25 protein-coding genes are annotated in these 23,563 nt (G+C 71.0%); 15 read left to right on the top strand and 10 right to left on the bottom strand.

What is annotated here, in order from left to right; translation table 11 throughout:
* Positions 1-129 precede the first annotated feature (129 nt).
* The 4 genes from LX12_RS12575 (at position 130) to LX12_RS12560 (ending at position 5,640) form a co-directional block, all read left to right on the top strand.
* Positions 130-876 carry a ComF family protein gene (locus LX12_RS12575; RefSeq protein WP_253654890.1) on the top strand — a complete coding sequence of 249 codons (747 nt, stop codon included), beginning with the start codon at positions 130-132 and terminating at the stop codon, positions 874-876.
* A 366-nt stretch (positions 877-1,242) separates the two neighbouring features.
* The gene (gene hpf / locus LX12_RS12570; RefSeq protein ID WP_253654889.1) at positions 1,243-1,959 is read left to right on the top strand and encodes a ribosome hibernation-promoting factor, HPF/YfiA family; all 717 of its coding nucleotides are present in this window, start codon (positions 1,243-1,245) and stop codon (positions 1,957-1,959) included.
* Positions 1,960-2,117: 158 nt separating this feature from the next.
* Positions 2,118-4,946, top strand: coding sequence for a preprotein translocase subunit SecA (gene secA, locus LX12_RS12565; RefSeq protein WP_253654888.1), 2,829 nt, complete (start codon positions 2,118-2,120; stop codon positions 4,944-4,946).
* A 163-nt stretch (positions 4,947-5,109) separates the two neighbouring features.
* Positions 5,110-5,640, top strand: coding sequence for an Rv3235 family protein (locus LX12_RS12560; protein ID WP_253654887.1), 531 nt, complete (start codon positions 5,110-5,112; stop codon positions 5,638-5,640).
* A 4-nt stretch (positions 5,641-5,644) separates the two neighbouring features.
* Here LX12_RS12560 and LX12_RS12555 read toward each other — a convergent pair whose 3' ends face one another.
* The gene (locus LX12_RS12555; protein WP_253654886.1) at positions 5,645-6,265 is read right to left on the bottom strand and encodes a DUF4232 domain-containing protein; all 621 of its coding nucleotides are present in this window, start codon (positions 6,263-6,265) and stop codon (positions 5,645-5,647) included.
* 58 nt (positions 6,266-6,323) lie between these two features.
* Between LX12_RS12555 and LX12_RS12550 the strand changes: the two genes are divergently transcribed.
* From LX12_RS12550 to LX12_RS12535, 4 genes are all read left to right on the top strand, one after another.
* A complete protein-coding gene (locus tag LX12_RS12550) occupies positions 6,324-7,763 on the top strand; it encodes a wax ester/triacylglycerol synthase family O-acyltransferase (RefSeq protein WP_253654885.1) in 1,440 nt (479 codons plus the stop codon).
* A 19-nt stretch (positions 7,764-7,782) separates the two neighbouring features.
* A complete protein-coding gene (locus tag LX12_RS12545) occupies positions 7,783-8,304 on the top strand; it encodes a DUF6912 family protein (RefSeq protein ID WP_253654884.1) in 522 nt (173 codons plus the stop codon).
* Positions 8,305-8,485: 181 nt separating this feature from the next.
* Positions 8,486-9,796: a fatty acid desaturase family protein gene (locus LX12_RS12540; protein WP_253654883.1), complete on the top strand. Its 1,311-nt coding sequence runs from the start codon at positions 8,486-8,488 to the stop codon at positions 9,794-9,796.
* 51 nt (positions 9,797-9,847) lie between these two features.
* Entirely contained in the window at positions 9,848-11,077 is a 1,230-nt protein-coding gene (locus LX12_RS12535; protein ID WP_253654882.1) for a fatty acid desaturase family protein, read from the top strand.
* Between the two features lie 9 nt (positions 11,078-11,086).
* Here the strand turns inward: LX12_RS12535 and rsgA are convergent, their stop codons facing one another.
* From rsgA to LX12_RS12520, 3 genes are read right to left on the bottom strand one after another with little or no spacing between them, the layout of a single operon-like run.
* Positions 11,087-12,136 (bottom strand): ribosome small subunit-dependent GTPase A, encoded by a 1,050-nt coding sequence (gene rsgA, locus LX12_RS12530; RefSeq protein WP_253654881.1) that lies wholly within the window; start codon positions 12,134-12,136, stop codon positions 11,087-11,089.
* Positions 12,129-13,391, bottom strand: a complete 1,263-nt coding sequence (gene aroA / locus LX12_RS12525; protein ID WP_253654880.1) for a 3-phosphoshikimate 1-carboxyvinyltransferase — start codon at positions 13,389-13,391, stop codon at positions 12,129-12,131. The genes rsgA and aroA overlap by 8 nt, the downstream gene beginning before the upstream one ends.
* Positions 13,392-13,415: 24 nt before the next feature.
* Positions 13,416-13,979: a hypothetical protein gene (locus tag LX12_RS12520; RefSeq protein WP_253654879.1), complete on the bottom strand. Its 564-nt coding sequence runs from the start codon at positions 13,977-13,979 to the stop codon at positions 13,416-13,418.
* 70 nt (positions 13,980-14,049) lie between these two features.
* Here LX12_RS12520 and LX12_RS12515 point away from each other — a divergent pair, with 70 nt between their 5' ends.
* On the top strand, positions 14,050-14,880 hold the full coding sequence (locus tag LX12_RS12515) for an SOS response-associated peptidase (protein WP_253654878.1): 831 nt from the start codon (positions 14,050-14,052) through the stop codon (positions 14,878-14,880).
* A gap of 276 nt (positions 14,881-15,156) precedes the next feature.
* On the opposite strand, the gene LX12_RS12510 is transcribed toward LX12_RS12515, so the two are convergent.
* A complete protein-coding gene (locus tag LX12_RS12510; RefSeq protein WP_253654877.1) occupies positions 15,157-15,666 on the bottom strand; it encodes an aminoacyl-tRNA deacylase in 510 nt (169 codons plus the stop codon).
* A gap of 241 nt (positions 15,667-15,907) precedes the next feature.
* Here LX12_RS12510 and LX12_RS12505 point away from each other — a divergent pair, with 241 nt between their 5' ends.
* Positions 15,908-16,633 (top strand): sigma-70 family RNA polymerase sigma factor, encoded by a 726-nt coding sequence (locus LX12_RS12505; protein ID WP_253655107.1) that lies wholly within the window; start codon positions 15,908-15,910, stop codon positions 16,631-16,633.
* Positions 16,630-16,956: a mycothiol system anti-sigma-R factor gene (rsrA, locus tag LX12_RS12500; RefSeq protein ID WP_372505003.1), complete on the top strand. Its 327-nt coding sequence runs from the start codon at positions 16,630-16,632 to the stop codon at positions 16,954-16,956. The genes LX12_RS12505 and rsrA overlap by 4 nt, the downstream gene beginning before the upstream one ends.
* A gap of 67 nt (positions 16,957-17,023) precedes the next feature.
* Here rsrA and LX12_RS22350 read toward each other — a convergent pair whose 3' ends face one another.
* Positions 17,024-17,098, bottom strand: a complete 75-nt coding sequence (locus tag LX12_RS22350; RefSeq protein ID WP_371865352.1) for a 50S ribosomal protein bL37 — start codon at positions 17,096-17,098, stop codon at positions 17,024-17,026.
* 133 nt (positions 17,099-17,231) lie between these two features.
* Here LX12_RS22350 and LX12_RS12495 point away from each other — a divergent pair, with 133 nt between their 5' ends.
* On the top strand, positions 17,232-17,447 hold the full coding sequence (locus tag LX12_RS12495) for a biotin/lipoyl-binding carrier protein (RefSeq protein ID WP_253654876.1): 216 nt from the start codon (positions 17,232-17,234) through the stop codon (positions 17,445-17,447).
* Positions 17,448-17,466: 19 nt separating this feature from the next.
* The gene (locus LX12_RS12490; protein WP_253654875.1) at positions 17,467-18,957 is read left to right on the top strand and encodes a sensor histidine kinase; all 1,491 of its coding nucleotides are present in this window, start codon (positions 17,467-17,469) and stop codon (positions 18,955-18,957) included.
* A gap of 67 nt (positions 18,958-19,024) precedes the next feature.
* On the opposite strand, the gene LX12_RS12485 is transcribed toward LX12_RS12490, so the two are convergent.
* The 3 genes from LX12_RS12485 to LX12_RS12475 all read right to left on the bottom strand — a co-directional run bounded on the left by LX12_RS12485 (position 19,025) and on the right by LX12_RS12475 (position 21,350).
* Positions 19,025-19,279, bottom strand: coding sequence for a WhiB family transcriptional regulator (locus LX12_RS12485; protein WP_253654874.1), 255 nt, complete (start codon positions 19,277-19,279; stop codon positions 19,025-19,027).
* Between the two features lie 254 nt (positions 19,280-19,533).
* Positions 19,534-20,502: a diacylglycerol/lipid kinase family protein gene (locus LX12_RS12480; RefSeq protein WP_253654873.1), complete on the bottom strand. Its 969-nt coding sequence runs from the start codon at positions 20,500-20,502 to the stop codon at positions 19,534-19,536.
* Positions 20,503-20,513: 11 nt separating this feature from the next.
* Positions 20,514-21,350: an alpha/beta fold hydrolase gene (locus LX12_RS12475; protein WP_253654872.1), complete on the bottom strand. Its 837-nt coding sequence runs from the start codon at positions 21,348-21,350 to the stop codon at positions 20,514-20,516.
* A gap of 87 nt (positions 21,351-21,437) precedes the next feature.
* Between LX12_RS12475 and LX12_RS12470 the strand changes: the two genes are divergently transcribed.
* On the top strand, positions 21,438-21,890 hold the full coding sequence (locus LX12_RS12470; protein WP_253654871.1) for a hypothetical protein: 453 nt from the start codon (positions 21,438-21,440) through the stop codon (positions 21,888-21,890).
* A gap of 62 nt (positions 21,891-21,952) precedes the next feature.
* Here LX12_RS12470 and LX12_RS12465 read toward each other — a convergent pair whose 3' ends face one another.
* Positions 21,953-22,633, bottom strand: coding sequence for an acid phosphatase (locus tag LX12_RS12465; protein WP_253654870.1), 681 nt, complete (start codon positions 22,631-22,633; stop codon positions 21,953-21,955).
* Positions 22,634-22,761: 128 nt separating this feature from the next.
* Here LX12_RS12465 and LX12_RS12460 point away from each other — a divergent pair, with 128 nt between their 5' ends.
* On the top strand, positions 22,762-23,556 hold the full coding sequence (locus LX12_RS12460; RefSeq protein ID WP_253654869.1) for a ParA family protein: 795 nt from the start codon (positions 22,762-22,764) through the stop codon (positions 23,554-23,556).
* Positions 23,557-23,563 lie beyond the last annotated feature (7 nt).

Raw genomic sequence — 23,563 nt, 5'->3', positions numbered from 1 at the left:
GAGTGCACGCTCGGGCGTGTCCACTGCACGGTCGAGGCATTGTTTCGGCACGGTCGGCGGGATGTTTCGGCACGGTCGGCGTCGTCGTGGGGTGGTGGTCGACGGCGATCTGGGGACAACGTGCGCCCGATGCCCTCCCGGTCGGTGGATCGGTCGCGTCGGGCGGGCACCGTGGACCCCGTGGGCTCGTCGGGGCTGTGGTCGGTGGTCGTCGCCGGGGCCGACCTCGTCGTCCCCGTCCGCTGCGGCGGGTGCGGGGCATCCGGGTCCCGATGGTGCGCTCGATGCGCCGACGTCCTCGCCGACGACCCCGTCGAGCTGTCGCCTCGCGTCGACCCCGGGGTGCCCACGTGGGCGATGGGCCGCTACCGCGGCGTCCACCGCGCGGCCGTGCTGGCGCTCAAGGAACGCGGCCGCGACGACCTCGTCGCACCCCTCGGCGACGCGCTGGCGCGGGGTGTCCTCGACCTCGCCCGGTGGTCGGAGATCCCCGTCGACCGTCCGCGTCTGGCACTCATCCCCGCGCCGACCCGACGCCTGTCCGCGCGACGGCGCGGTGGTGACCCCGTGACCGCGATCGCCCGCCACGCCGCCGACCGACTCGGCCGGTCCGTGGCCGTCCACCCGGTGCTGCGGACGTCGATGTGGGCACGGGACTCGGCGGGCCTGTCCGCCCGCGACCGCGTCGCCAACCTCGACGAGTCCGTCGTCGTGCAAGGCCCCTCCACCCGCCTCGACGACCTCCGTGCGGGCCGTTGCGCGGCGCTCCTCGTCGACGACGTGATGACGACCGGGGCGACCGCCGCCGAGTCGGTGCGAGTGCTCGCGAACAGGGGCGTCACCGTGCATGCGGTGCTGGTGATCGCCGCCGCGTGAGGCCGGTGCGACACCGGTCGATCCGAGATGTCCCCGTGGTGAATCGGTGATGTCCAAACGATGGCGTCCGACGGTGGCGGGGACTACCGTCGGGGCCACGGTGAGCGCACCCGAGGCGGCGAGTTCTCGTCGCGGCCGAGGACCGCTGGAACCACGGAGTCAACCGGCAACCCTTGGAGGTGAGGCCACTCCCACCAGAGGTGTCGTCGCGGTGCGCGCAGCCAGGTCTCCCGGGGTCCTCACCGGAATCGTGTGCGCACAGGTGGAGCGTCGTGGCAATCACCGCGCGTCGGCATTGCATCCCACTCGTCGACGCCCGTGCCTGCCGTGCGGCGTCGACGTACCACCCACACAGGAGGTCATCGAGTGTCGACACCCACCCACGTCAAGCCGTCCACCGCGTCGGACGCGTTCGATCGCCGTTCGGCGTTCGTCGCCGACGACGACGCCACCCCCGCGCAGCCGACGGCCAAGCTGACCGTCACCGGTCGCAACGTCGAGATCCCGGACCACTTCCGGGTGCACGTCGGCGACAAGCTCGCCCGCCTGGAACGGTTCGACCCCACGATCTTCGCCTTCGACGTCGAGTTGCACCACGAGCGGAACCGACGACAGGCCAAGGTGTGCCAACGGGTGGAGATCACGGCACGCGGCCGTGGACCGGTGGTCCGCGCCGAGGCGTGCAAGGACAACTTCTACGCCGCGCTCGAGGAGGCGGTCGACCGACTGCAGTCCCGCCTCCGTCGGACCAAGGACCGACGCCGCGTGCACCACGGCCTGCGGACGCCCACCTCCGTCGCCGAGGCCACGGCCGACTTCCCGTTGCCGCCGCTGCAGGAGAACGGGGTCGAACCGGCGTGGGCGCAGGTGCCCGAACCCGACGAGCCGGGCCGCATCGTGCGCATCAAGGAACATCCCGCGGTGCCGATGACGACCGACGACGCCCTCTACGAGATGGAGCTCGTCGGCCACGACTTCTTCCTCTTCCACGACTCCGAGACCGACCAGCCGTCGGTCGTCTATCGACGGCACGCGTTCGACTACGGACTGATCCGCCTGACGCCCGCGCCCGACCGGGACTGAGCCACCGTGGCGGGCGGGTCGGCGACGATCCGCCCGCCGGAGCGGGCGCGCGGTGACGCACGGATGATCGGTGGCGACGCCATGGTCAGTACCATGGACGCGACCTGTGCGCGCTTGGGGCTTCCACCTGCGCCGACACGACCACAAAGGGATCATCAGTGCTCAACAAGATGCTGCGGATCGGCGAGGGCCGGATGGTCAAGCGCCTCGACGCCATCGCATCGGTCGTCGAAGAGCTGTCCGACGAGTTCGAGGCCCTCACCGACGACGAACTGCGCGCGAAGACCGGCGAGTTCCGCGACCGCCTGGCGAAGGACGAGACGCTCGACGACCTCCTGCCGGAGGCGTTCGCGACCGCCCGTGAGGCGGCCTGGCGCGTCCTGCAGCAGAAGCACTTCCACGTCCAGATCATGGGTGGCGCGGCGCTGCACTTCGGCAACATCGCGGAGATGAAGACCGGTGAGGGCAAGACCCTCACCTGTGTGCTCCCGGCGTACCTCAACGCCCTCGCCGGTGAGGGCGTCCACGTCGTCACCGTCAACGACTACCTCGCCAAGCGCGACGCGGAGTGGATGGGCCGCGTGCACCGCTTCCTCGGCCTGGAGACCGCGGTCATCCTGACCGGCATGACGCCCGACCAGCGTCGTGAGGCCTACGCGGCCGACATCACCTACGGCACGAACAACGAGTTCGGCTTCGACTACCTGCGCGACAACATGGCGCACTCGCTGGCCGAGCTGGTGCAGCGCGGGCACTCCTACGCGATCGTCGACGAGGTCGACTCGATCCTCATCGACGAGGCCCGCACCCCGCTCATCATCTCCGGACCGGCCGACTCGTCGAGCAAGTGGTACGCCGAGTTCGCCCGTATCGCACCGCTTCTCAAGCGCGACGTCCACTACGAGGTGGACATCAAGAAGAAGACGATCGGTGTGCACGAGGCCGGCGTCGAGTTCGTCGAGGACCAGCTCGGCATCGACAACCTCTACGACGCGCAGAACTCGCTGCTCGTCAGCTACCTGAACAACGCCATCAAGGTGAAGGAGCTGTTCGAGCGCGACAAGGACTACATCGTCCGCAACGGCGAGGTCCTCATCGTCGACGAGTTCACCGGCCGTGTGCTCGACGGTCGACGCTTCAACGAGGGTCTGCACCAGGCGATCGAGGCCAAAGAGGGCGTCGAGATCAAGGCCGAGAACCAGACGCTCGCCACGATCACCCTGCAGAACTACTTCCGCATGTACGACAAGTTGTCGGGCATGACCGGTACGGCACAAACCGAGGCCGCCGAGCTCGACCAGATCTACAAGCTCGGTGTGCTGCCGATCCCGACGAACAAGCCGATGGTCCGCGCCGACCGCACCGACCTCATCTACAAGACCGAAGAGGCCAAGTTCGACGCGGTCGTCGACGACATCACCGAGCGCCACGAGGCGGGCCAGCCGGTACTGATCGGTACGACGAGCGTGGAGCGGTCGGAGTACCTGTCACGGCAGCTGACCAGACGCGGCATCCCGCACAACGTGCTGAACGCGAAGTTCCACGAGCAGGAGGCGCAGATCATCGCCGAGGCCGGTCGCTCCGGCGCGGTGACGGTCGCGACCAACATGGCCGGTCGCGGTACCGACGTCGTGCTCGGCGGCAACCCCGACACCATCGCCGACACCCGACTGCGCAAGCAGCGCCTCGACCCCGTCGAGACCCCGGACGAGTACGAGGCCGCCTGGGACGAGGTCATCGAGACCGTCCGCGCCGAGGTCGCCGCCGACGCGGTGAAGGTGCGCGAGGCGGGCGGGTTGTACGTGCTGGGCACCGAGCGCCACGAGTCGCGCCGCATCGACAACCAGCTGCGCGGCCGGTCCGGTCGACAGGGCGACCCGGGCGAGTCGCGGTTCTACCTGTCGCTGGGCGACGAGCTGATGCGTCGCTTCAACGGCGCGGCGCTCGAGACGATCATGAACCGCGTCAACCTGCCCGACGACGTGCCGATCGAGGCCAAGATGGTCACCCGCGCCATCCGCAGCGCGCAGACCCAGGTCGAGCAGCAGAACTTCGAGATCCGCAAGAACGTCCTCAAGTACGACGAGGTCATGAACGAGCAGCGCAAGGTGATCTACGCCGAGCGTCGCCTCATCCTCGAGGGCGAGGACCACTCCGCGCAGGTCAACCGCATGATCGACGAGGTCATCGCCGCCTACGTCGCCGGCGCGACCGCCGAGGGCTACGTCGAGGACTGGGATCTCGACCAGCTGTGGACCGCGATCCGCACGCTGTACCCGATCGACCTCGACCCGGCGCAGATCGTGCCGGAGAACGAGCTCGGGGAGCGCGAGGACATCTCGGCCGAGGAACTCACCGAGATGCTGCAGGCCGACGCGCACAAGGCCTACGCCGAGCGCGAGAAGGAGATCGACGGCATCGCCGGCGAGGGCGCCATGCGCCAGCTCGAGCGGACCGTGCTGCTGAGCGTCCTCGACCGCAAGTGGCGCGACCACCTCTACGAGATGGACTACCTGCGCGAGGGCATCCACCTGCGGTCGATGGCCCAGCGCGACCCGGTGGTGGAGTACCAGCGCGAGGGCTACGACATGTTCTCCGCCATGCTCGACGCGATCAAGGAGGAGTCCGTCGGGTTCCTCTTCAACGTCGCCGTCGAGGCCAACCCCGCTCCCGAGCAGGCGCCCGTCGCGGCGCCGGTCCAGCCCGCCCCCACCCCGGCCCCCGCGCCGCGGCCGCTGCCGACCGAGGAGCCCGTGGCCGCGCAGCCCGGCCGCTCGGCCGCGCCGACCGCGCTCCGGGCAAAGGGGTTCGAGGACGAGCAGCGCGACCTCGTCTACACCGGCCCCGCCGAGAACGGCGGCACCCGGGAGATCTCCGACGGCGCCGACACCGCCGGCGTCTCGGCGAGCCGCCGCGAGCGTCGGGCCGCCGCCCGGCAGTCCGGTCGCTCGACGACGAAGCCGCCGAAGGCCCGCCGCAAGCGCTGAGCCGGCCCGCCGGCGAGCGCTGAGCCGGCCCGCCGGCCGTCACCGATCCCACGCCGCGGTCGGTTCGCCTCGTCTCGAGGGGAACCGACCGCGTGTGCGCTGCGTCCAATCGTCGAGAAGGACGGCATCGAACGAGGGTGCCGCCGGGCGAGGGGAGCAACGCATGACCACGATGACGACGCAGGATCGGGGATCGGTTGGCCCGGTGACCTGCGGATTGACCTTCCGGGACATCCCGCGGTGCGTCCCCGACCCGTCCGACCGCCCGATGCAGCCGCGGGCCGTCTCGCCCGTCCCGCGCGTCGCCGACACCGTCGACCCGGCCGCGCGGGCGTTCGCCGTCTCGGCGGTGACGATGGTGCTCGAGGTCCTCGACCGGCGTCGACCGCTCGCGCATCTCTCCGGGGTCGCCGTCGGCCACATCGTCGACCAGGTCGCGGTCCTGACCGCCGCGCGGGCCGCGCTCACACGCCCGCCGGGAACGGTCCCCGCGACGGCGTCGCTGTCCCGGGTGCACCTGCAGTGGTCCGGGCCCGACGCCGCCGAGATCACGGCGAGCTACGCGCGCGGGCCGCGCGTGCACGCCCTCGCGGCCCGCATCCAGCGGATGCCGGTGCGGGTCCGCCCGGAGACACCCGGCGGGCCCCGACGGACTCGTCTGCAGTGGATGCTGGTGAACGTCACCACGGTCTGACGCGTCAGTGGAGCGGACCCACGCGCAGGACGCCGGCATCTGACCGACATGCGGTGAGACCGGTCGTCCGCACGAACAGCGAGTCGCGATCGTCCGGTGGGTAGACGCGCAGTCCGTCCGCGGTCTGCGGGGAGCAGTCGGGATGGTTGCCCGCCTGCACGACGGTGAGATCCGACGACGCCGACTGGCCGGGTGCGAGCCGGAGCGCCGCGCCGGAAGACCCCTCCCGTCGCGCGGGAGCGCCGAGCTGGGTGCCGGTGCCGTCACCGACGAACGAGACGCCGGGGAACCCACCCGCCGTGCACGCCGACGAACCGGTGTTCGTCAGGGTGAGCTCGTAATGGGCCGCGCCGGCGGACGCGCCGCCCGGCGCCGGTGTCAGGGAACCGGCCAGCTGTGCCGCCCGGCAGCGGTCGGATGCGCCACCGTCCGACGGCGAGCCCGACGAGCCCGTCGTCGACGGTGTCGGCGCCGGGCTGCTCGGGCTCGTGGTCCGTGTGACGACGACGGTCGTCACCGACTGCGACGCGGGCGCCGACGACGGTGACCCCGACGTGCAGCCGGCGAGCGCGGCGGCGACCGCGACGAGACCGACGGTGATCGAGGCTGCGCGGGTGATCGTCATGCGTCCGATGATGCGCCGCCGCTTACGATGGGCGCGAGCACAGGAGGGTGGACGCGCAGTGGTGACACGACTGTCGACGCAGGACGCGCTGTTCTACTACCTCGACGAGCAGGACGCCACGACGCACATCGGCTCGCTGCTCATCCTCGACCGGGGCTCGGACCAGTTGCAGTACGACCGACTCCTCGCGACGGTCGAGAGCCGGCTGGGGGCCGTGCCGCGCTACCGTCAGCGGATCCGGGAGGTGACGCTCGGCCTCGGCAGGCCGGTGTGGGTCGACGACAACGGGTTCGACATCACCTACCACGTGCGGCGGTCGGCGCTGCCGAGCCCGGGCGCCGAGGAACAGTTGCACGACCTCGTCGCACGTCTGATGTCCCGCCCCCTGGACCGCTCGCGGCCGCTGTGGGAGATGTACCTCGTCGAGGGGCTCACCGACAACCGGATGGCGGTCCTCACCAAGACCCACCAGGCGCTGGTCGACGGCCACGACGCCGTCGAGATCAACCAGGTCCTCGTCGACGACTCGCCGCGCGCCCCCGACGCCCCGCAGGACATCTGGCTGCCCGCCCCCGAGCCGTCGGACGCCTCGCTCGTGGCGGGTGCCCTCACCGACGTCGCCACCCGCCCGCGGGAGATCGTCGGCGCCCTGCGGGGGCTGTCGGCGCCGGTCGCGGGCGTCGGGTCCGCGGTCACCGGGTCGTTGCGTCGCGTCGGGTCGATGCTCCGGTTCGCGACCGACGGTGCCCCCGACAGCCCGCTGAACGGGCCCACCAGCGGTCGTCGCAGGTTCACGGTGGCCTCGGCCGACGCCCGCACCTGCGCGCGGATCGCCCGGCACAACGACTGCTCGGTGACCGACGTCGTGCTCGCCGCCATAGCCGGAGCCCTCCGGCGCTGGCTGCTCTCGCGTGACGCCGCCGTCGACGCGACCGCCACGGTGCGTGCGCTGGTCCCGCTGGGCGCCTACAACGGCTACGGCGACCCCGACTCGCGGGGCGGCTCCTGGGAGCAGATCGACGACGCGGAGTGGACCGCCGCGGGTGTGCGCGGCTTCGTGACCGACCTGCCCGTGGGAGAGCCCAACCCGACCGTCCGTCTCTCCCAGGTCGCCCACCTCACCGGCCGACACTCCACGTCGGGGCGCCGGGTCGCGATGGGCACGCGGTCGTGGCTGCCCGAGATCGGCCCCGCCACGTTCCACGCGATGACCTCCCGGGCGGCGGCGACGCTGTCGGGCCGGTCGTTCAACCTGCCGATCAGCATCGCCGGCGGGGGATCGGCGCCGCAGTACCTGGCCGGCAACCGCATCGTCGCGGCGTACCCCGTGCCCGCCCTGGTGCCGCAGCGCGCGCTGGCCATCGGGTTGAATCACTACAACGGTCGGATCTTCGTGGCGTTCAACGCCGACCGGGACATCATGTGGGACCTGGCGTCGATGCCGGAGTACCTCGCCGAGGCCGTCGGCGAGCTCGCCGTCCGCGCGTCGGAGCCCTGAGCAGCAGGAGGCGGCACCGGTGAGGGTCTACATCCCCGCGACGTTGCGGATGGTCAGTGGACTCACCGAGTCCGGGACGTTCGAATCGATCGGTGGCACCGCGTTCGCGCTGACCCCCGCGTTGCGCGAGTCGTACACCTCCGGTGACGACGAGGAACTCGCCGAGGCGGCGATGCGGGAGGCGGCCCGCGCGTCGTTGCGACTGCTCTCCGCCGAGGGCGAGTCCACCCCCGACGACCCCGACGCCACACCCCTTCCGCCGCGTCGTGTGGTCGTCGCCGCGGACGTCGAGCCGGTGACGCTCCGGCCCGACCTCGACGCCGCCGTCGTGAAGATCCCGCCGTCGGTGCCGCTCACGGCGATCGCGTCGGTCCACGTCGACGTGTCCGAGGCCGAGGCGGCGGTCGTGGCGGCGATGTCGGCGGTCGACGCCGCCGACCTCGGGGACGAGGACGCCGAGCTGACCATCGGCGACGTCGACGACCACGACCTCGCCTGGTACGCGACCCAGGAACTGCCCTTCCTGCTCGAACTGCTGTAAGCCGGCGCCGCGGGGGTGGCGTCGGCGTTGGGCCGACACACCGCGGTCGCCCGCCGGGCCTGTGATCCAGACCGCATCCTGTTGCGTCCGTGGACACCTACGCGTCCGTAACCTACGCTTTCGTAGGCAGAGACCTACGGTTCCGTAGGTTCATCAGACCGGAGGGTTCAGGGAGGACCGCGTGGCGATCACCAACATCCCCGAGTACGCCCATCTCACCGACGCCGACGTCGAGGAGTTGGGACGAGCGCTCGACCAGATCCGTGCCGACATCGAGGCGTCCCGCGGTGAGCGCGACGCGCGTTACCTGCGCAACACCATCCGGTTCCAGCGCGGCCTCGAGGTCGCCGGACGCGCCATGATCGTCGGCGCCCGGAACCGCAAGCTCTGGTGGGCCGGCGCGAGCGCCCTCGGCGTGGCGAAGATCGTCGAGAACATGGAGCTCGGGCACAACGTGATGCACGGGCAGTGGGACTGGATGAACGACCCCGAGGTCCACTCGACCAGCTGGGAGTGGGACAACGCGGGCGCGTCCGAGTACTGGAAGCACACCCACAACTTCGTGCACCACAAGTACACGAACGTCCTCGGCATGGACGACGACGTGGGCTACGGCACGCTGCGCGTCACGCGGGACCAGCGCTGGCACCCCTACTTCCTCGGCAACGTCGTCTACATGACGCTGCTGCAGGTGCTGTTCGAGTACGCCGTCGCGATCCAGCACCTCGAGATCGGCCGCGCGGTGAAGGGCAAGATGCCCCGCGAGGAGTTCCGGTCCCGCGGCAAGGTCGTCGCGGCCAAGATCGGCCGGCAGGTGCTCAAGGACTACGTCCTGCACCCTGCGCTCGCCGGCGGTCTCACCCGATCCCGCTCGGGGGCCCGCAAGGCCCTCACCGCGACCGTGATGGCGAACGTCATCCGCAACGTGTGGAGCAACGCGATCATCTTCTGCGGCCACTTCCCGGACGGCGCCGAGAAGTTCACCAAGCAGGACGTCGACTCCGAGACCCGCGGCGAGTGGTACCTGCGTCAGATGCTCGGCAGCGCCAACTTCCACTGCGGCCCGGTGCTGGCGTTCATGAGCGGGAACCTCTCGTTCCAGATCGAGCACCACATCTTCCCCGACCTGCCCAGCAACCGCCTGCGGGAGATCTCGCTGCGGGTCCGGGCCCTGTGCGACGAGTACGATCTGCCGTACACGACGGGATCGTTCCCGGTGCAGTACGCGAAGGCGTGGCGGACCATCGCCAAGCTCTCGTTGCCGGACAAGTACCTGCGGGACACGCGGGACGACGCTCCGGAGACGGCATCGGAGAAGCGGTTCGCGGATCTGTCGTGGGACGGTGGCACGTCCGCCTCGGTCGATCCCAGCACCGGACGCCGACGGGGCCTCGCGACCGCGATCGCCGCGCTGCGTGCGCGTCGACGAGGTGGTCGGGCCCGGCTCGTGCCGCAGGCACGGCGCGTCGAGAGCGATCGCGCCGCGGCCTGACGTCCCCCGGCGTCACCAGCTCCACCACCGTCCGGAAGGGGTACCGGCCGCATGGCCATCACGGACATCAACACCTACGCGCACCTGACCGACGACGACGTGGCCGCACTCGGCGACGAGCTCGACGCGCTGAGGCGCAGGGTCGAGTCCGATCGCGGGGTGCGTGACGCCCGGTACCTCCGGCGGACCATCACCGCCCAGCGCATCCTCGAGGCCGCGGGCCGACTCGTCCTGTGGAACAACCGCTCTCGGACCGGCTGGCTGGCCGGCACGGGTCTGCTCTCGGTGGCGAAGATCGTCGAGAACATGGAACTCGGGCACAACGTGATGCACGGGCAGTGGGACTGGATGAACGACCCCGAGGTCCACTCCACCTCGTGGGAGTGGGACATGGTGTGCGCCGCACCCCACTGGAAGCACTCGCACAACGTGGTCCACCACAAGTACACGAACGTGTGGGGGATGGACGAGGACCTCGGCTACAAGGTCATGCGGGTGACGCGGGACGAGCCGTGGCAGCCGAAACACCTCGGTGGGCCGTTCGTCAACGTGTTCCTCGCGGCGACCTTCGAATGGGGCATCGCGCTGCACGACCTCAGCCTCAAGGAGGTCGTCACCGGCGAGAAGTCCTGGGAGGAGGCGCGTCCCGAGGTCCTGACCTTCCTGCGCAAGGTCAGCCGTCAGATGCTCAAGGACTACGCGCTGTTCCCCGCGCTGTCGGGTCGACGGGCCCGCCGGACGTTGACGGCGAACCTCACGGCCAACCTCGTCCGCAACCTCTGGGCGTACGTCGTCATCTTCTGCGGCCACTTCCCCGACGGTGCCGAGAAGTTCACCGTCGAGTCGCTCGAGAACGAGACGCCCGGCCAGTGGTACCTGCGGCAGATGCTGGGCACGGCCAACTTCCGGGCCGGCCCCGCGATGGCGTTCATGAGCGGGAACCTCTGCTACCAGATCGAGCACCACCTGTTCCCGGACCTGCCGAGCAACCGTTACGCCGAGATCGGCGTCGAGGTCCGCCGCCTGTGTGCCGAGTACGACCTGCCGTACACCACCGGATCCCTGTTCCGGCAGTACGGACAGACGCTGCGCACGATCTGGAAGCTGTCGCTGCCCGACCGCTTCCTGACGGCGACCGCCGACGACGCACCCGAGACCGCGTCCGAGCGACGCTGGTCGTCGCAGCCGAACGCCGCCACCGATCCGTCGCGCCGGACCCGTCGGGTGCAGAGCGGGCTGAAGAGCGCCATCGCGCGTCGTCGTCAGCGCGCGGCGGCCTGACCCGCGGCGTCAGGGACGCTCGGGGTCCTCTGTTCGTCCGGGGTCCTCGACCCGCCCGCGGGCGGGGTCGGTGGCCTGCAGCAGTCGGCGCACGGCCATCGCGCGACGACCCGCTGTTCCCGTGAGTCCGTCGAGTGCGCACTCCGGGTCCGACGGCGGTCCGAGATGGCGGCAGCCGCGCGGACAGTTCTCGACGACCTCGGCGAGGTCGGCGAATGCCTTCACCACGTCGTCGGGGGAGACGTGGGCGAGCCCGAAGGAACGGATGCCGGGGGTGTCGATCACCCAGCCACCGCCGGGCAGTCGCAGCGCGACCGACTGCGTCGAGGTGTGCCGCCCCTTGCCGACACCGGACACCTCGCCGGTCGCGCGGTCGGCGTCGGGGACGAGGCGGTTCACCAGCGTCGACTTGCCGACCCCCGAGTGCCCGATGAGGCAGGTGACCTTACCCAGCAGCATGTCGGCGACGACGTCGGTCGGGTCGTCGCGCCCGGCGACGACGATCGGCAGGTCGAGGTCGGCGAACGCCGAGCGGAACTCGTCGGGGTCGGCGAGGTCGGACTTGGTCAGACACAGGATCGGTTGCGGCCCACCGGCGTACGCGGCGACCAGAGCGCGCTCGACGAACCCGGTCCGCGGCGGCGGGTCGGCGAGTGCGGTCACGATGAGCAGCTGTTCGGCGTTGGCGACGACGATCCGCTCGTAGGGGTCGGTGTCGTCGGCGGTGCGCCGCAGCTCGGTGCTGCGCTCGGCGACGCGGACGATCCGCGCGAGCGACCCCTCGTCGCCGGACAGGTCACCCACCACCGAGACGTGGTCCCCGACGACGACCGGGGTGCGGCCCAGTTCCCGGGCCCGCATGCACACGACCTCGCGCTCGTCCGGGGTGTCGAGCACACAGCCCCACCGGCCGCGGTCGCGGGACACGACGAGGGCCTCGACGGCGTCGTCGTGCGCGGGGCGTGTCTTGGTCCGGGGCCGGCTGCCCTTGCCCGGCCGGACGCGGACGTCGCTCTCGTCGTAGCGCCGCACGGAGCGACCGCCCCCCGCGTCAGCCACCCGTCATCGCCGACCACATCGCGGGGAAGTCGGGGAGCGTCTTCGAGGTGCAGCCGATGTCGTCGACCTCCACCCCGTCGACCACGAGGCCGATCAGGGCGCCCGCGGTGGCCATCCGGTGGTCGGCGTAGCTGTGCCAGGTGCCGCCGTGCAGCGTCGCCGGTTCGATCCTCAGTCCGTCGTCGGTCTCGACGCACCGGCCTCCGAGACCGGTGATCTCGGCGGTCAGCGCCGCGAGGCGATCGGTCTCGTGACCGCGTAGGTGCGCGATCCCCGACAGCGTCGACGAGGTGTCCGCCAGCGCGCACAGCGCCGCGATCGTCGGGGTCAGCTCACCGATGTCGCCGAGGTCGGCGCTGATGCCGGTCAGCCGGTCGGGGCCGCGGACCGTGAGCGTCCCGTCCGAGAGGGTCGTCGACGCGCCCATCCGGTCGAGGACGTCGACGATCTGTGCGCCCGGCTGGGTGGTGCGCGCGGGCCAGTACGGCACCGACACCGATCCGCCCGTGGCCGCGGCCGCGGCGAGGAACGCGGCGGCGTTGGAGAGATCGGGTTCGATCGTCCGGTCGACCGCCGCGATCGGGCCGGGTGCCACGCGCCAGGTGTCGGGTTCGCCGTCGTCGACGTGCACCCCTGAATCTCGCAACATCTCGATGGTCATGTCGATGTGCGGTTGTGACGGAACGGGTTTCCCGACGTGGTGGACGGTGATGCCCTCGTCGAACCGCGCGGCGCCCAGCAGCAGGCCGGAGACGAATTGCGACGACGACGACGCGTCGATGGTGACCGCGCCCCCGCGGACGGCGCCTCTGCCGGTGATCGTGAAGGGCAGCGACTGCCCGTCGACCGCCACGCCGAGATCGGCCAGGGCGCGCAGGATGGTGTCGACCGGACGCGCCCGCATCTGCTCGTCCCCGTCGACGGTGACCGCGCCGTCGGCGAGCGCCGCGACCGGCGGGACGAACCGCATGACGGTCCCGGCGAGGCCGCAGTCGACGTGGCCGCCGTGCAGCGGGCGGGGGGTCACGACGACGGTCGTGGGTTCGCCCGCGTCGGCGTCGACCCCGACGCCCAGCCCGCGTATCGCGGCGAGCATCAGATCGGTGTCCCGGCTGCGCAGCACTCCGCGCAGGGTGCTGGGTCCGTCGGCCAGAGCGGCGAGGACCAGTGCGCGGTTGGTGATCGACTTCGACCCGGGCAGGGGGACCGTCGCCGTCACGGGGCCGGTCGCGGTCGGTGCGTGCCAGGTGCTCATCGCCGCCGATTGTCCCACGGGGGTTCAGTGCGCGACGACGACCTTGATCGCGACGATCGCCGTCGCCAGCGCGGCGGTGGCGAGGGCGCCGACGAGGACCCGCAGTGTCATCGGTCGGTCCTGCAGACGCTGGATCGCGATCTCCGCGAGCGCGATCCGGGCGATCGGACCGGCGCCGGCGAGGACGTAGGCCCACGTCGAGGACAGGGCGCCGAGCCATCCGAGCGCGAGGAAGAACGCAGGGAACGCGCCCGACGAGGCGATCGGGAGCGCGTCGCGCAGCTCGTCGGCGGCGGCACGGGCACGCACCCGGTCGCTGCGGTCGTCGTCGACACCGATGGCCCGGTAGGCCACGATCTCGGCGAAGACGTGCGCGAGGAACGTCGTCGCGGTGGTGCCGAGGACGATGAGGACGGCCGACCCGTCGTCGATCGCGTGCGGGTCGACCACGACGACCGCGGCCAGCGCCAGCAGGGTGCCGTAGACGTACGCCGACATCCGCGCGCGGGCGCGTTCGGGTGCGAGCGGTCCCTGCGCGCGACGGACGAGTCGTCGGTGCAGACGGGTGATCGCCGCGCGGGTGGTCATCGTCGGATGCTCGCACGTCGCGACCCCGATCGGTGCGCCGACCGTCGGTGCGGGATGTCAGCATGGACGCATGTGCGGACGGTATGCGGTGACCACCGACCCGGCGACCCTCGCCGCCGAGCTCGACGCCCTCGACGAGGTGAGCGCACCGGCCTCGCAGGAGACCGAGAAGGACGTGCAGGAGGCGGCCGCGTCGGACACCGGTGACACCGCGACCGCCGGCAGGCGCGGACCGGGCGTCAACTACAACGTGGCCCCGACGACGACCATCATGACCGTCGTCTCCCGCCACGACCACGACGATCCGGACTCCCCGGCGCGGATGCGGGTGCGCGCGATGCGGTGGGGTCTGGTCCCGCCGTGGACGAAGGATCTCGCCAAGGCGCCGCTGCTGTTCAACGCGCGCGCCGAGAGCGTGGCGGAGAAGTCGTCGTTCAAGTCGTCGCTGAAGGGCCGTCGGGCGTTGGTGCCGATGGACGGCTGGTACGAGTGGCGCAAGGGCACCGGCGCCGACGGCAAGCCGTCGAAGACACCGTTCTTCATGTCGCCCGTCGACGGGACGCGCCTGTTCATGGCCGGGCTGTGGACCACCTGGCGACCCAAAGACGCCGGCGCCGACACGCCTCCGCTCATGAGCTGCACCATCATCACCACCGACGCCGTGGGGCCGCTACGCGACATCCACGACCGGATGCCGCTGATCATGCCGTCGGAGAACTGGGACGCCTGGCTCGACCCGGACGCGCCGCCCGCCGAGGCGCTGCTGGCCCCGCCGTCGGACGAGGTGGTCGAGGCGATCGCCCGCCGCGAGGTGGCGCCGCTGGTGAACCGCGTCGCGAACAACGGCCCCGAACTCCTCGCCCCCGTCGGCGACCGTCCGGAACAGCAGACCCTCCTGTAGACCCCGAGGGCTCTCCCCGGCCCCGGCGACCCTCTGTGGTCCCAGACCCTCCCCGCGACCTCCCCGAGCGTGCACCTGATCGCATCGACCGTGCACCAGATCCCGCCGACTGTGCAGTCCCGTCGTCGTCGCCACATCGAGTGCACGATCGAGCGGATCGACTGCACGGTCGAGGAGATCCGGTGCCCGCTCGGCGGTGGTTTCTGCACGCTCGGCGGTGGGTTTCTGCACGCTCGGCGACGGGTTTCGGCACGGTCGGCGAGTGGCACGCCGGTGTCAGGCGCAGATGTCGGCGACGACGGCGTCGGTGACGGCGACGAGGTCGGCGGGGGAGAGCTCGATCTCCAGTCCGCGCCGGCCACCGCTGCACAGGATCGTCGCGAACGCTGTCGCCGAGGTGTGCACGACGGTGGGCAGGGCGCGCCGCTGACCCACCGGGGAGACACCGCCGAGCACGTATCCCGTCGCCCGCGTAACCGCCGCCGGGTCGGCCATCTCCACGCGGGACACCCCCAGGGCCGCGGCGACGGCCTTCGGCGCCATGCGTCGGGGGACGGGCACGACGGCGACCGCGAGCCCGGCCCGACCGGCTCCCGGTGCCGCGACGACCAGGGTCTTGAACACCCGCTCGGCGGCGACGTCGAGCGCTGCACCGAGCTGATCGACCGCTTCCTCACCGAACGATCCGTTCACCATCACAGAACGGTAACGATGCACGGTGTAGGGCACCCTTGCCGCGGTCAACGCGGCGGTCGCGGGAGTACTCACGCCCACGTCAGGCGCCATCCGGAGGGGTCACGAGGATCGATCGTAGTGCTGCGGAACATTCCGCCCCGTGCCACTGTTGAGCGATTCGGAGACAGGATCCGACCCGCAGACGGACGAGTTGTTCACCATCTCGTTACCGATTTGCGATCACAGATCCGACCGGTCTGCCCGACCGGCACGACGAGAGGACGAGGAGGTCGACATGGTGGGCACAGTCCTCGACGCACCGACCCGCGTCCGACCCGTGTTCGTCCACCACATGCCCTCGGTACGCTCATCGGATGGCCATGACCATGGCCGGTCCCGCGTGAGCACAGCCGAGAGGGTGTTGGTGAGCGATCCCGAAGCGACGGCAGCGGCCGATCCGGAGGCGATCGACCAGGAGGTCGAGACGCAGGCTGAACGCGATGCGCGGTTCGAGCGCGACGCGTTGCCCCTGCTCGACCAGATGTACGGCGCGGCCCTGCGGATGACCCGCAACCCGGCCGACGCCGAGGACCTGGTGCAGGAGACCTACGTGAAGGCGTTCTCGGCCTTCCACTCGTTCAAGGCGGGCACGAACCTCAAGGCGTGGCTGTACCGCATCCTGACGAACACCTACATCAACGGGTACCGCAAGCGTCAGCGGCAGCCCGCGCAGTACCCCACCGACGAGATCACCGACTGGCAGCTGGCCGCCACGGCCGAGCACACGTCGACGGGGCTGCGGTCGGCCGAGATCGAGGCGCTCGACGCCCTCCCGGACGACGACATCAAGAACGCACTGCAGGAACTCCCGGAAGATTTCCGGATGGCCGTCTACTACGCCGATGTGGAAGGCCTGCCCTACAAGGAGATCGCCCAGATCATGGACACTCCCATCGGAACCGTCATGTCCCGGTTGCACCGCGGTCGCAAGCAGCTCCGTTCGCTGCTCGCCGACGTCGCGGCGGAGCGTGGGTTTGCCCGTCGATCCGGCGGCGACACCGCGGAGGTGACCCGATGACCGCCGAGCACACCGATCCGACACAGGTCGACGCGACCGCGATGTCCGCGGCCGAGGACGCCGAGTTCGAGCAACTCGACTGCTCGGCCGTCATCGCCGACGTCTGGCTCCTGCTGGACAACGAGTGCGACGAGGACGTCCGTGAGCGTCTGCAGTCGCACATCGACGAGTGCTCGAGTTGCCTCGCGCACTACGGGATCGAGTCGCAGTTGAAGAACCTGGTGAACCGCAAGTGCGGTGGCGACAGGGCACCGGACTCCCTGCGTGACCGGCTGACCACGGAGATCCGCAAGACCGTTATCACCCGCGCCACCGAAGGCTGAACAACCCCTGCACGACGAGGGCCGGACCTGTGATCAGGTCCGGCCCTCGTCGTCTGCGCTCCGCACGTCAGGCGTTGGGGCGCTTGCCGTGGTTCGCGGCGTTCTTCTTGCGACTGCGCTTCTTGCGTCCTCGCTTGCCCATGGGGACTCCCTTCGTCGCGGGCCATTCTCCCACGACCTGCGCACCGCATCCCAATCCGTCGCGATAGGTTGTCTCCCGACAGTCGACGTCGCGGCGACCCCGTGACGTCGCGGCATCGGTGTGGAGGATGGCTGTGGCAGAACCAGTGGTGGCCGAGATCGTGGCGAGCGTCCTCGAGGTGGTCGTGTCCCCGGGGCAGGAGATCGCGCCCGGCGACACCATCGTCCTGCTGGAGTCGATGAAGATGGAGATCCCCGTCCTCGCCGAGGAGGCGGGCACCGTCGGCGAGGTGAAGGTCGCGGTCGGCGACGTCATCCAGGCCGGCGACGTCATCGCCACCATCGACTGACCTCGTCGGCCGACAGAGCATGTCGACGCTGACCGATCTGCTCGCCGAGCACACCGATCTCTCCGGGGCCGTCGCCGGTCACCTGCAGCGGGTCGTCGCCGAGTGGCAGCTGCTCGCCGACCTCTCGTTCGCCGACCTGCTGATGGTCGTCGACGCCGCCGACGACGGCCTGATCTGCGTGGCCCAGTGCCGCCCGAACACGGCGTCGACGGTCTACCCGGTCGACCAGGTGGGCCGCTCGACGTCGCCTGCGGACGACCCGCTCGTGGCCGAGGCGATCCCCGCACGCCGGATCGTGCGCGGACCCGAGCCGACCGTGCTCGAGCTCGAGGTCCGGCGCGAGTCGGGACCCATCCAGGTGCAGCGGGAGGCGGTCCCGGTGACCTTCGACGGGGAGGTCGTCGCCGTCGTCACGCGCACCGCGAACCTCGCGCAGCTGCGGCTGCCGTCGTCGCTGGAGATGTCCTACCGCGACTGCGCCGACGACCTGTCGCAGATGCTGGCCGACGGCACGTTCCCGCAGAACGAGGGCAATCCGCGCGGACTGTCGACGCCGCGCGCCGGGGACGGGTTCATCCGCATCGACACCCACGGTGTCGTGGCGTTCGCCAGCCCGAACGCGCTCTCGGCGGTGCATCGCATGGGGTGGACCGCCGACCTGACCGGCAACCGGCTCGTCGACGTGATGTCGGAGCTGCTCACCGACCGCTTCGAGGCCGAGGAGGTCGTCGGGATGATCACCGACGCCGTCGCGGGGCGGTCGGGGATGCGGACCGAGGCCGACGCCCGTCGCGCGACCGTCCTGCTGCGTGCGGTGCCGCTGCACCCCGAGGGGCGCCCCGCGGGGGCGGCGGTGCTGCTGCGCGACGTCACCGAGCTCAAGCGGCGCGACCGCGCGTTGATCAGCAAGGACGCGACGATCCGCGAGATCCACCACCGGGTGAAGAACAACCTGCAGAGCGTGTCGGCGCTGCTGCGGCTGCAGGCCCGCCGCACCGACAACCCCGAGGCGCGGGGTGCGTTGAACGAGGCGGTGCGGCGCGTCGCGGCGATCGCGCTGGTGCACGAGCTGCTGTCGGGGTCGGTCGACGAGGCTGTCGACCTCGACGTCGTCGTCGACCAGTTGGTGCCGGTGCTCGCCGACGTCGCGGCCGGCGACGGTCAGGCCGTGGTGCGACGGGCGGGCAGGCTCGGCGTGCTCCCGTCGGACCTGGCCATGCCGATGGTGATGGTGCTGACCGAGCTCATCCAGAACGCCGTCGAACACGGATTCGCCGACGGCGACGAAGGCGAGGTGGTCATCGACGCCGACCGGAACACCCGGCGACTCGTGGTCGCGGTGCGTGACGACGGCGTCGGGCTGCCCGAGGGTTTCGACCTGCGTGCGGCCGAACGGCTCGGTCTCCAGATCGTGCACACCCTGGTGCGGATCGAACTCGGCGGCACGCTCGAACTCTCCACGCGCCCCGAGGGCGGCACGCAGGCGGTCCTGACCGTCCCGCTGCGCTGACCACCCGACCCCGGACATGCGACGAGCCCGGCGGGAACCGCCGGGCTCGTCGTGGTGGTCTGCGAGATCAGACGGTGCTGCGGCTCCGCGTGCGTGCGTTGCGGCGCTTCAGCGCGCGACGCTCGTCCTCGCTCATGCCGCCCCACACACCCGCGTCCTGACCGGACTCGAGCGCCCACGAAAGGCACTCGGCGGTCACGGGACAGCGGTTGCAGACGAGCTTCGCGTCGGCGATCTGCGCGATGGCCGGGCCGCTGGTCCCCACGGGGAAGAACAGCTCCGGATCCTCGTCACGACAGATCGCCTTGTGCCGCCAGTCCATTCCTGCTCCTTCGCATGCGCGTTCCACACGCGCGCCGTATGTCATGTCTCGTTCACGTGTGCGTACTGAATGTTTCCGCACTGTTGCTTGTGAATGCTTTCACGAATCACGATCAAGTCAATGGTCTCGCCCCTACCAGTGGGCAAGGTCACTGACTCGAAGGGGGTACCCGTCGTGTCCTCGAACCGTTGTACTACCTTCGACAGAGCTGTGCCGAGATTTTCCTGATCAGGCCAGTGATCCCTGTCACGCCCTCAGTGGCGTGGCCCGGCGCCGACCGGAGGCGCCACGACCTCGATCCGGTCCTGCACGCAACCGAACTCCACGGCCGTCCGTTCGCCGATGTAGTCGCCGTCCATCTGCAGATCCGTGGGCACCGACGCGTCGATGCGCACCCGCGCGACGTCGTCGTCGCGGACCAGATGACCGACGTGGGGCGCGATCCCCAGCAGCAGCTGTGCCGCCAGGGGGAGGATGCGCAGCACCCGCATGGACCGCACCGCGAACAGGCCGAGTCCCGTCGCGTAGCCGGTGTCGGGATTGGTCCAGACCGGCCGCTCACCGATGTACGTCCACGGGTTGGCGTTGCTGACGAACGCGAAGTGGACGCCGTCGACGACGCGACCGCCTCCGTCGGGTGCGGGCACGGTGACCGTCAGCGTCGGGGACCGTCGGGAGCCGCGCAGGAAGTGCGAGACCGTGGTCGCGATGTAGCGGGCGTCGCTGGCGGCCTTGCCCGCGCGGCGCTGGTCCTCGATGGAGTGCACGACCTCGGCGTCGACGCCGAGGCCGGCGTTGAACAGGAACCACCGACCGTCGACGTGGCCCAGGCTGATCCGCCGGCGTGAGCCCACAGACAGCAGCGTGACGAGCTGCCCGGTCGCCTGCAGGGGCTCGGCGAGGACCCCGAGCGAGCGCGCGAACACGTTCGCGCTGCCGCCCGGCACCACCGCCAGCGCCGGCACCGGACCCGATTCCACCGGTGCGCCGGGGGGTGTGATGAGCCCGTTGACGACCTCGTTCACCGTCCCGTCTCCACCGTGCACGATGACGACCTCGAAACCGCGCGCGCCGGCACCGGCGGCGATCTCGCCCGCGTGGCCGCGGTGGGTGGTCAGTTCGACGGTCAGATCGCACCGCGCGGACAGGGTGTGCGCCAGCGCGTCCCGCCCTGCGTCGGTCGTCGACGTCGCGAACGGGTTGACGATCAGGAGGGCACGCACGATGTCCGAGCCTAGAGGGTCACCCCCGGGTCGGGCCCCGCCCGTCGTGCCGGTCGCGTGGGCCGTCCATCAGCTCGTCCAGCAGGTCGAGTGCGCGCGCCGTGAGATGGGCATAGCGCGCGGGGTCGGCGACGGGCAGGTCGTGGTCGGCCTCGGTCTCGACGAGACGCGCTCCGAGCAGCTCGGCGGCCTCGCGTTGCAGGCGCGGCGGACACACCCGATCCGACCGCATCAGCGTCACGACACTCGGCGCCTGCGGGCGCAGGTGCCGGTGGTCGGTGCGCCCGACGGCCGCGAACACCGTCGCCGGCTGCGGACGCCCGGTCACCGTCGCCGTAGCGCATCGCCGCGGCCTGCACGACGATCCCCGCGACCCGCGAGGGGTGACGGTCGGCCGTCACCATCGCCGTGATCCCGCCGAGCGAGTACCCGAGCAGCACCGCGCGGGGGACGCCGAGACGGTCGAGGACGGCCACGACGTCGTCGGCGAGATCGGTGAACGCGAAGCGGCGCACGCGGATCCCCGCGCCGTGGTTCGGCAGGTCGAACACGATCGCCGGACGCCGCGCACCCACCACGTCGGCCAGGGCGAAGAAGTTCAGGTCGGCGGTGAGGGTCACCCCGTGCAGCAGCACGACGGGCGGCACACCGGCCTCGTGCAGACCCGGCGTGTGGCGGACCCGCAACCGGCCCCGTGTGCCGAGGTCGACGTCGGCGACCTCGGTCCAGGGGAGGTCGGGTTCGGCGAGCTGAGGCACCCCTCGGACGGGCGCCACCATCGTCGACACCGACCGCAGGTCGGACACCATCGGCGCCATCGCACGGACCGCCGCCATCGTCCGGGTCACACGACGGACGCTGACACACCGCACCCGACGCGTCAACGACCGGCGTCGAGGGCCGGGCGCTCTCCCGGCCCGAACTAGGCTGGCGGGGTGACATCGACCGATCCGTCGGGCCCGGACCCGCAGGACACCCGACGGCTCGACCCGCCGCCGACCGCCGTGCGTCGCGCGGGACTCCTCGTCGCACTCGAGGGTGCGGTCGGGATCGCCCTCGCCGTCGTGTTCGTCGTCCGGGAACTCGTCGGCGCCGAGCACGCGAACTTCATCAACTCCTACGGCACCGCGGCGTGGTTCGCGATCCTCGGCGCCGGCGTGATCACCGGCGGTGTCGCGCTCGTCCGCGGCCGCCGGTGGGGCCGCGCGATCGCCGTGGTCGCGCAGATCCTGCTCATCCCCGTCGCGTTCGCGCTGCTCACCGACAGCGGGCAACCGTGGTTCGGCGCCCCGCTGCTGGTGGTCGTCGTGATCGTGCTCGGGCTGCTGTTCTCGCCGAAATCGGTGCGGTGGCTGTCGGGTGGGGCCGCCCCCGACGCCGACGACTGACCACCCGGCCGGTCACCCCATCCGACGGCTCGGCCGGTCACCCCATCCGACAGCTCGGCCACTCAGCCCATCCGACGGCTCGGCCGTCCTGCATCGACGTAGTCCGCGCTGCGGTAGCCGGTGATCCCGAGCGCCGTGAGGTTCTGCGACCGGCCGTCGAAACCGAGCACCGCGATCGACGCGGGCAGCATCGTCAGGTGCTGACCCAGACCGATCGGCGCACCCACCCACCGCGCGAGCAGGCTGCGCGAGAAGTGCCCGTGCGTCACGACGACGACGTCGCCGGTGTCCAACCGGGGACGGATCGCCGCGATAACCCCGTCGACCCGACGCGTCATGTCCTCGGGGGACTCGCCCCCGGGACCGCCGTCGGCGAACACCGTCCAGCCGGGGTCGTCGCGGTGGATGTCGGGGCTCGTCCGCCCCTCGTACTCGCCGTAGTCCCACTCGGTGACCGACTCGTCGACGGCGTCGACGCGCAGACCCGCCAGCTCGGCGGTGCGCTGCGCCCGGACCCGCGGTGAGCTGATCACCCACGGCGACACCAACGACAACTCCTCGACCGGCCCGGTCAGCGACCGCGCCTGGTCGACCCCGAGGTCGGTGAGATCGATGTCGGTGGTGCCGGTGTGCCGCCCCGTCTTCGACCACTCCGTCTCGCCGTGGCGGACGACGACCAGTCGGTGGGTGGCGACGTCCTCGCCGGCGGATCCGGAGGCGTCCGGCCGTGTCGTCTCGACCATGCGCCCATCGTGGCACCCCGCCGCCTATCCTCGACAGGCACGGTGCCCGCAGAGCGACCCGCGGCCCGCCGACGTCTGTGCTGGAGAGGGAGCCGCCCGATGACCGTCCCCGCGAACGCCGATCGCCGATGAGCCGCACGCTGGCCGTCGCGAACCAGAAGGGTGGGGTCGCGAAGACGACCACCGTCGCGTCCGTCGGTGCCGCGCTGTCGGGGATGGACCTGTCGGTCCTCGTCGTGGACCTCGACCCGCAGGGCTCGCTGACGTTCTCCCTCGGTCACGATCCCGACCAGCTCGAGGTGTCGGTGCACGAGGTGCTGCTCGGTGAGGTGGAGATCGTCGACGCGCTGCTGTCGACGGAGGACGGCATGACGCTGTTGCCCGCCACGATCGACCTCGCCGGTGCCGAGGCGTTGCTGCTGATGCGCCCGGGGCGTGAGTACGCGCTCAAGCGTGCGCTGGCTCAGGTGGCACAGGACTACGACGTGATCCTCGTCGACTGCCCGCCGTCGCTCGGGGTCCTCACACTCAACGGCCTCACCGCCGCCTCGGAGGTGGTGGTCCCGCTGCAGTGCGAGACCCTCGCGCATCGCGGCGTCGGGCAGCTCCTGCGGACGGTCACCGAGATCCAGCAGATCACCAACCCGGACCTCACGCTGCTCGGCGTGGTCCCCACGCTCTACGATTCGCGCACCACCCACAGCCGCGACGTCCTCGCCGACGTGTCCGACCGCTACGACCTTCCGGTGCTGCACCCGCCGATCCCCCGGACGGTCCGCTTCGCGGAGGCGTCCGCGTCGGGCACGAGCGTCATGACGGGCCGCAAGCACAAGGGGTCCGAGGCGTATCGCGAACTCGCGCAGAACCTCTGGGACCACTGGGACGGCGGCAAACCGTTGACGACGATCGAGGCGGCCGTCTGACCCGACC

The sequence above is a fragment of the Williamsia serinedens genome (assembly GCF_024171725.1).
In the GTDB taxonomy this organism is placed as follows: Bacteria; Actinomycetota; Actinomycetes; order Mycobacteriales; family Mycobacteriaceae; genus Williamsia_A; species Williamsia_A serinedens.
Note: the sequence above shows the minus strand (reverse complement) of the source record. Positions and strands in the feature narration are given on the sequence as shown.

Bases quoted from the DNA above. Each gene is read 5' to 3' on its own strand.
- LX12_RS12515 (WP_253654878.1), top strand. From the start codon at position 14,050: ATGTGCGGACGGTATGCGGTGACCACCGACCCGGCGACCCTCGCCGCC.
- LX12_RS12560 (WP_253654887.1), top strand. From the start codon at position 5,110: ATGACCACGATGACGACGCAGGATCGGGGATCGGTTGGCCCGGTGACC.
- LX12_RS12460 (WP_253654869.1), top strand. From the start codon at position 22,762: ATGAGCCGCACGCTGGCCGTCGCGAACCAGAAGGGTGGGGTCGCGAAG.
- LX12_RS12510 (WP_253654877.1), bottom strand. From the start codon at position 15,666: ATGGCGCCTGACGTGGGCGTGAGTACTCCCGCGACCGCCGCGTTGACC.
- aroA (WP_253654880.1), bottom strand. From the start codon at position 13,391: ATGAGCACCTGGCACGCACCGACCGCGACCGGCCCCGTGACGGCGACG.
- LX12_RS12520 (WP_253654879.1), bottom strand. From the start codon at position 13,979: ATGACCACCCGCGCGGCGATCACCCGTCTGCACCGACGACTCGTCCGT.
- LX12_RS12535 (WP_253654882.1), top strand. From the start codon at position 9,848: ATGGCCATCACGGACATCAACACCTACGCGCACCTGACCGACGACGAC.
- LX12_RS12485 (WP_253654874.1), bottom strand. From the start codon at position 19,279: ATGGACTGGCGGCACAAGGCGATCTGTCGTGACGAGGATCCGGAGCTG.
- LX12_RS12555 (WP_253654886.1), bottom strand. From the start codon at position 6,265: ATGACGATCACCCGCGCAGCCTCGATCACCGTCGGTCTCGTCGCGGTC.
- LX12_RS12490 (WP_253654875.1), top strand. From the start codon at position 17,467: ATGTCGACGCTGACCGATCTGCTCGCCGAGCACACCGATCTCTCCGGG.
- LX12_RS12505 (WP_253655107.1), top strand. From the start codon at position 15,908: ATGCCCTCGGTACGCTCATCGGATGGCCATGACCATGGCCGGTCCCGC.
- LX12_RS12465 (WP_253654870.1), bottom strand. From the start codon at position 22,633: ATGGTCGAGACGACACGGCCGGACGCCTCCGGATCCGCCGGCGAGGAC.
- rsrA (WP_372505003.1), top strand. From the start codon at position 16,630: ATGACCGCCGAGCACACCGATCCGACACAGGTCGACGCGACCGCGATG.
- LX12_RS12575 (WP_253654890.1), top strand. From the start codon at position 130: ATGCCCTCCCGGTCGGTGGATCGGTCGCGTCGGGCGGGCACCGTGGAC.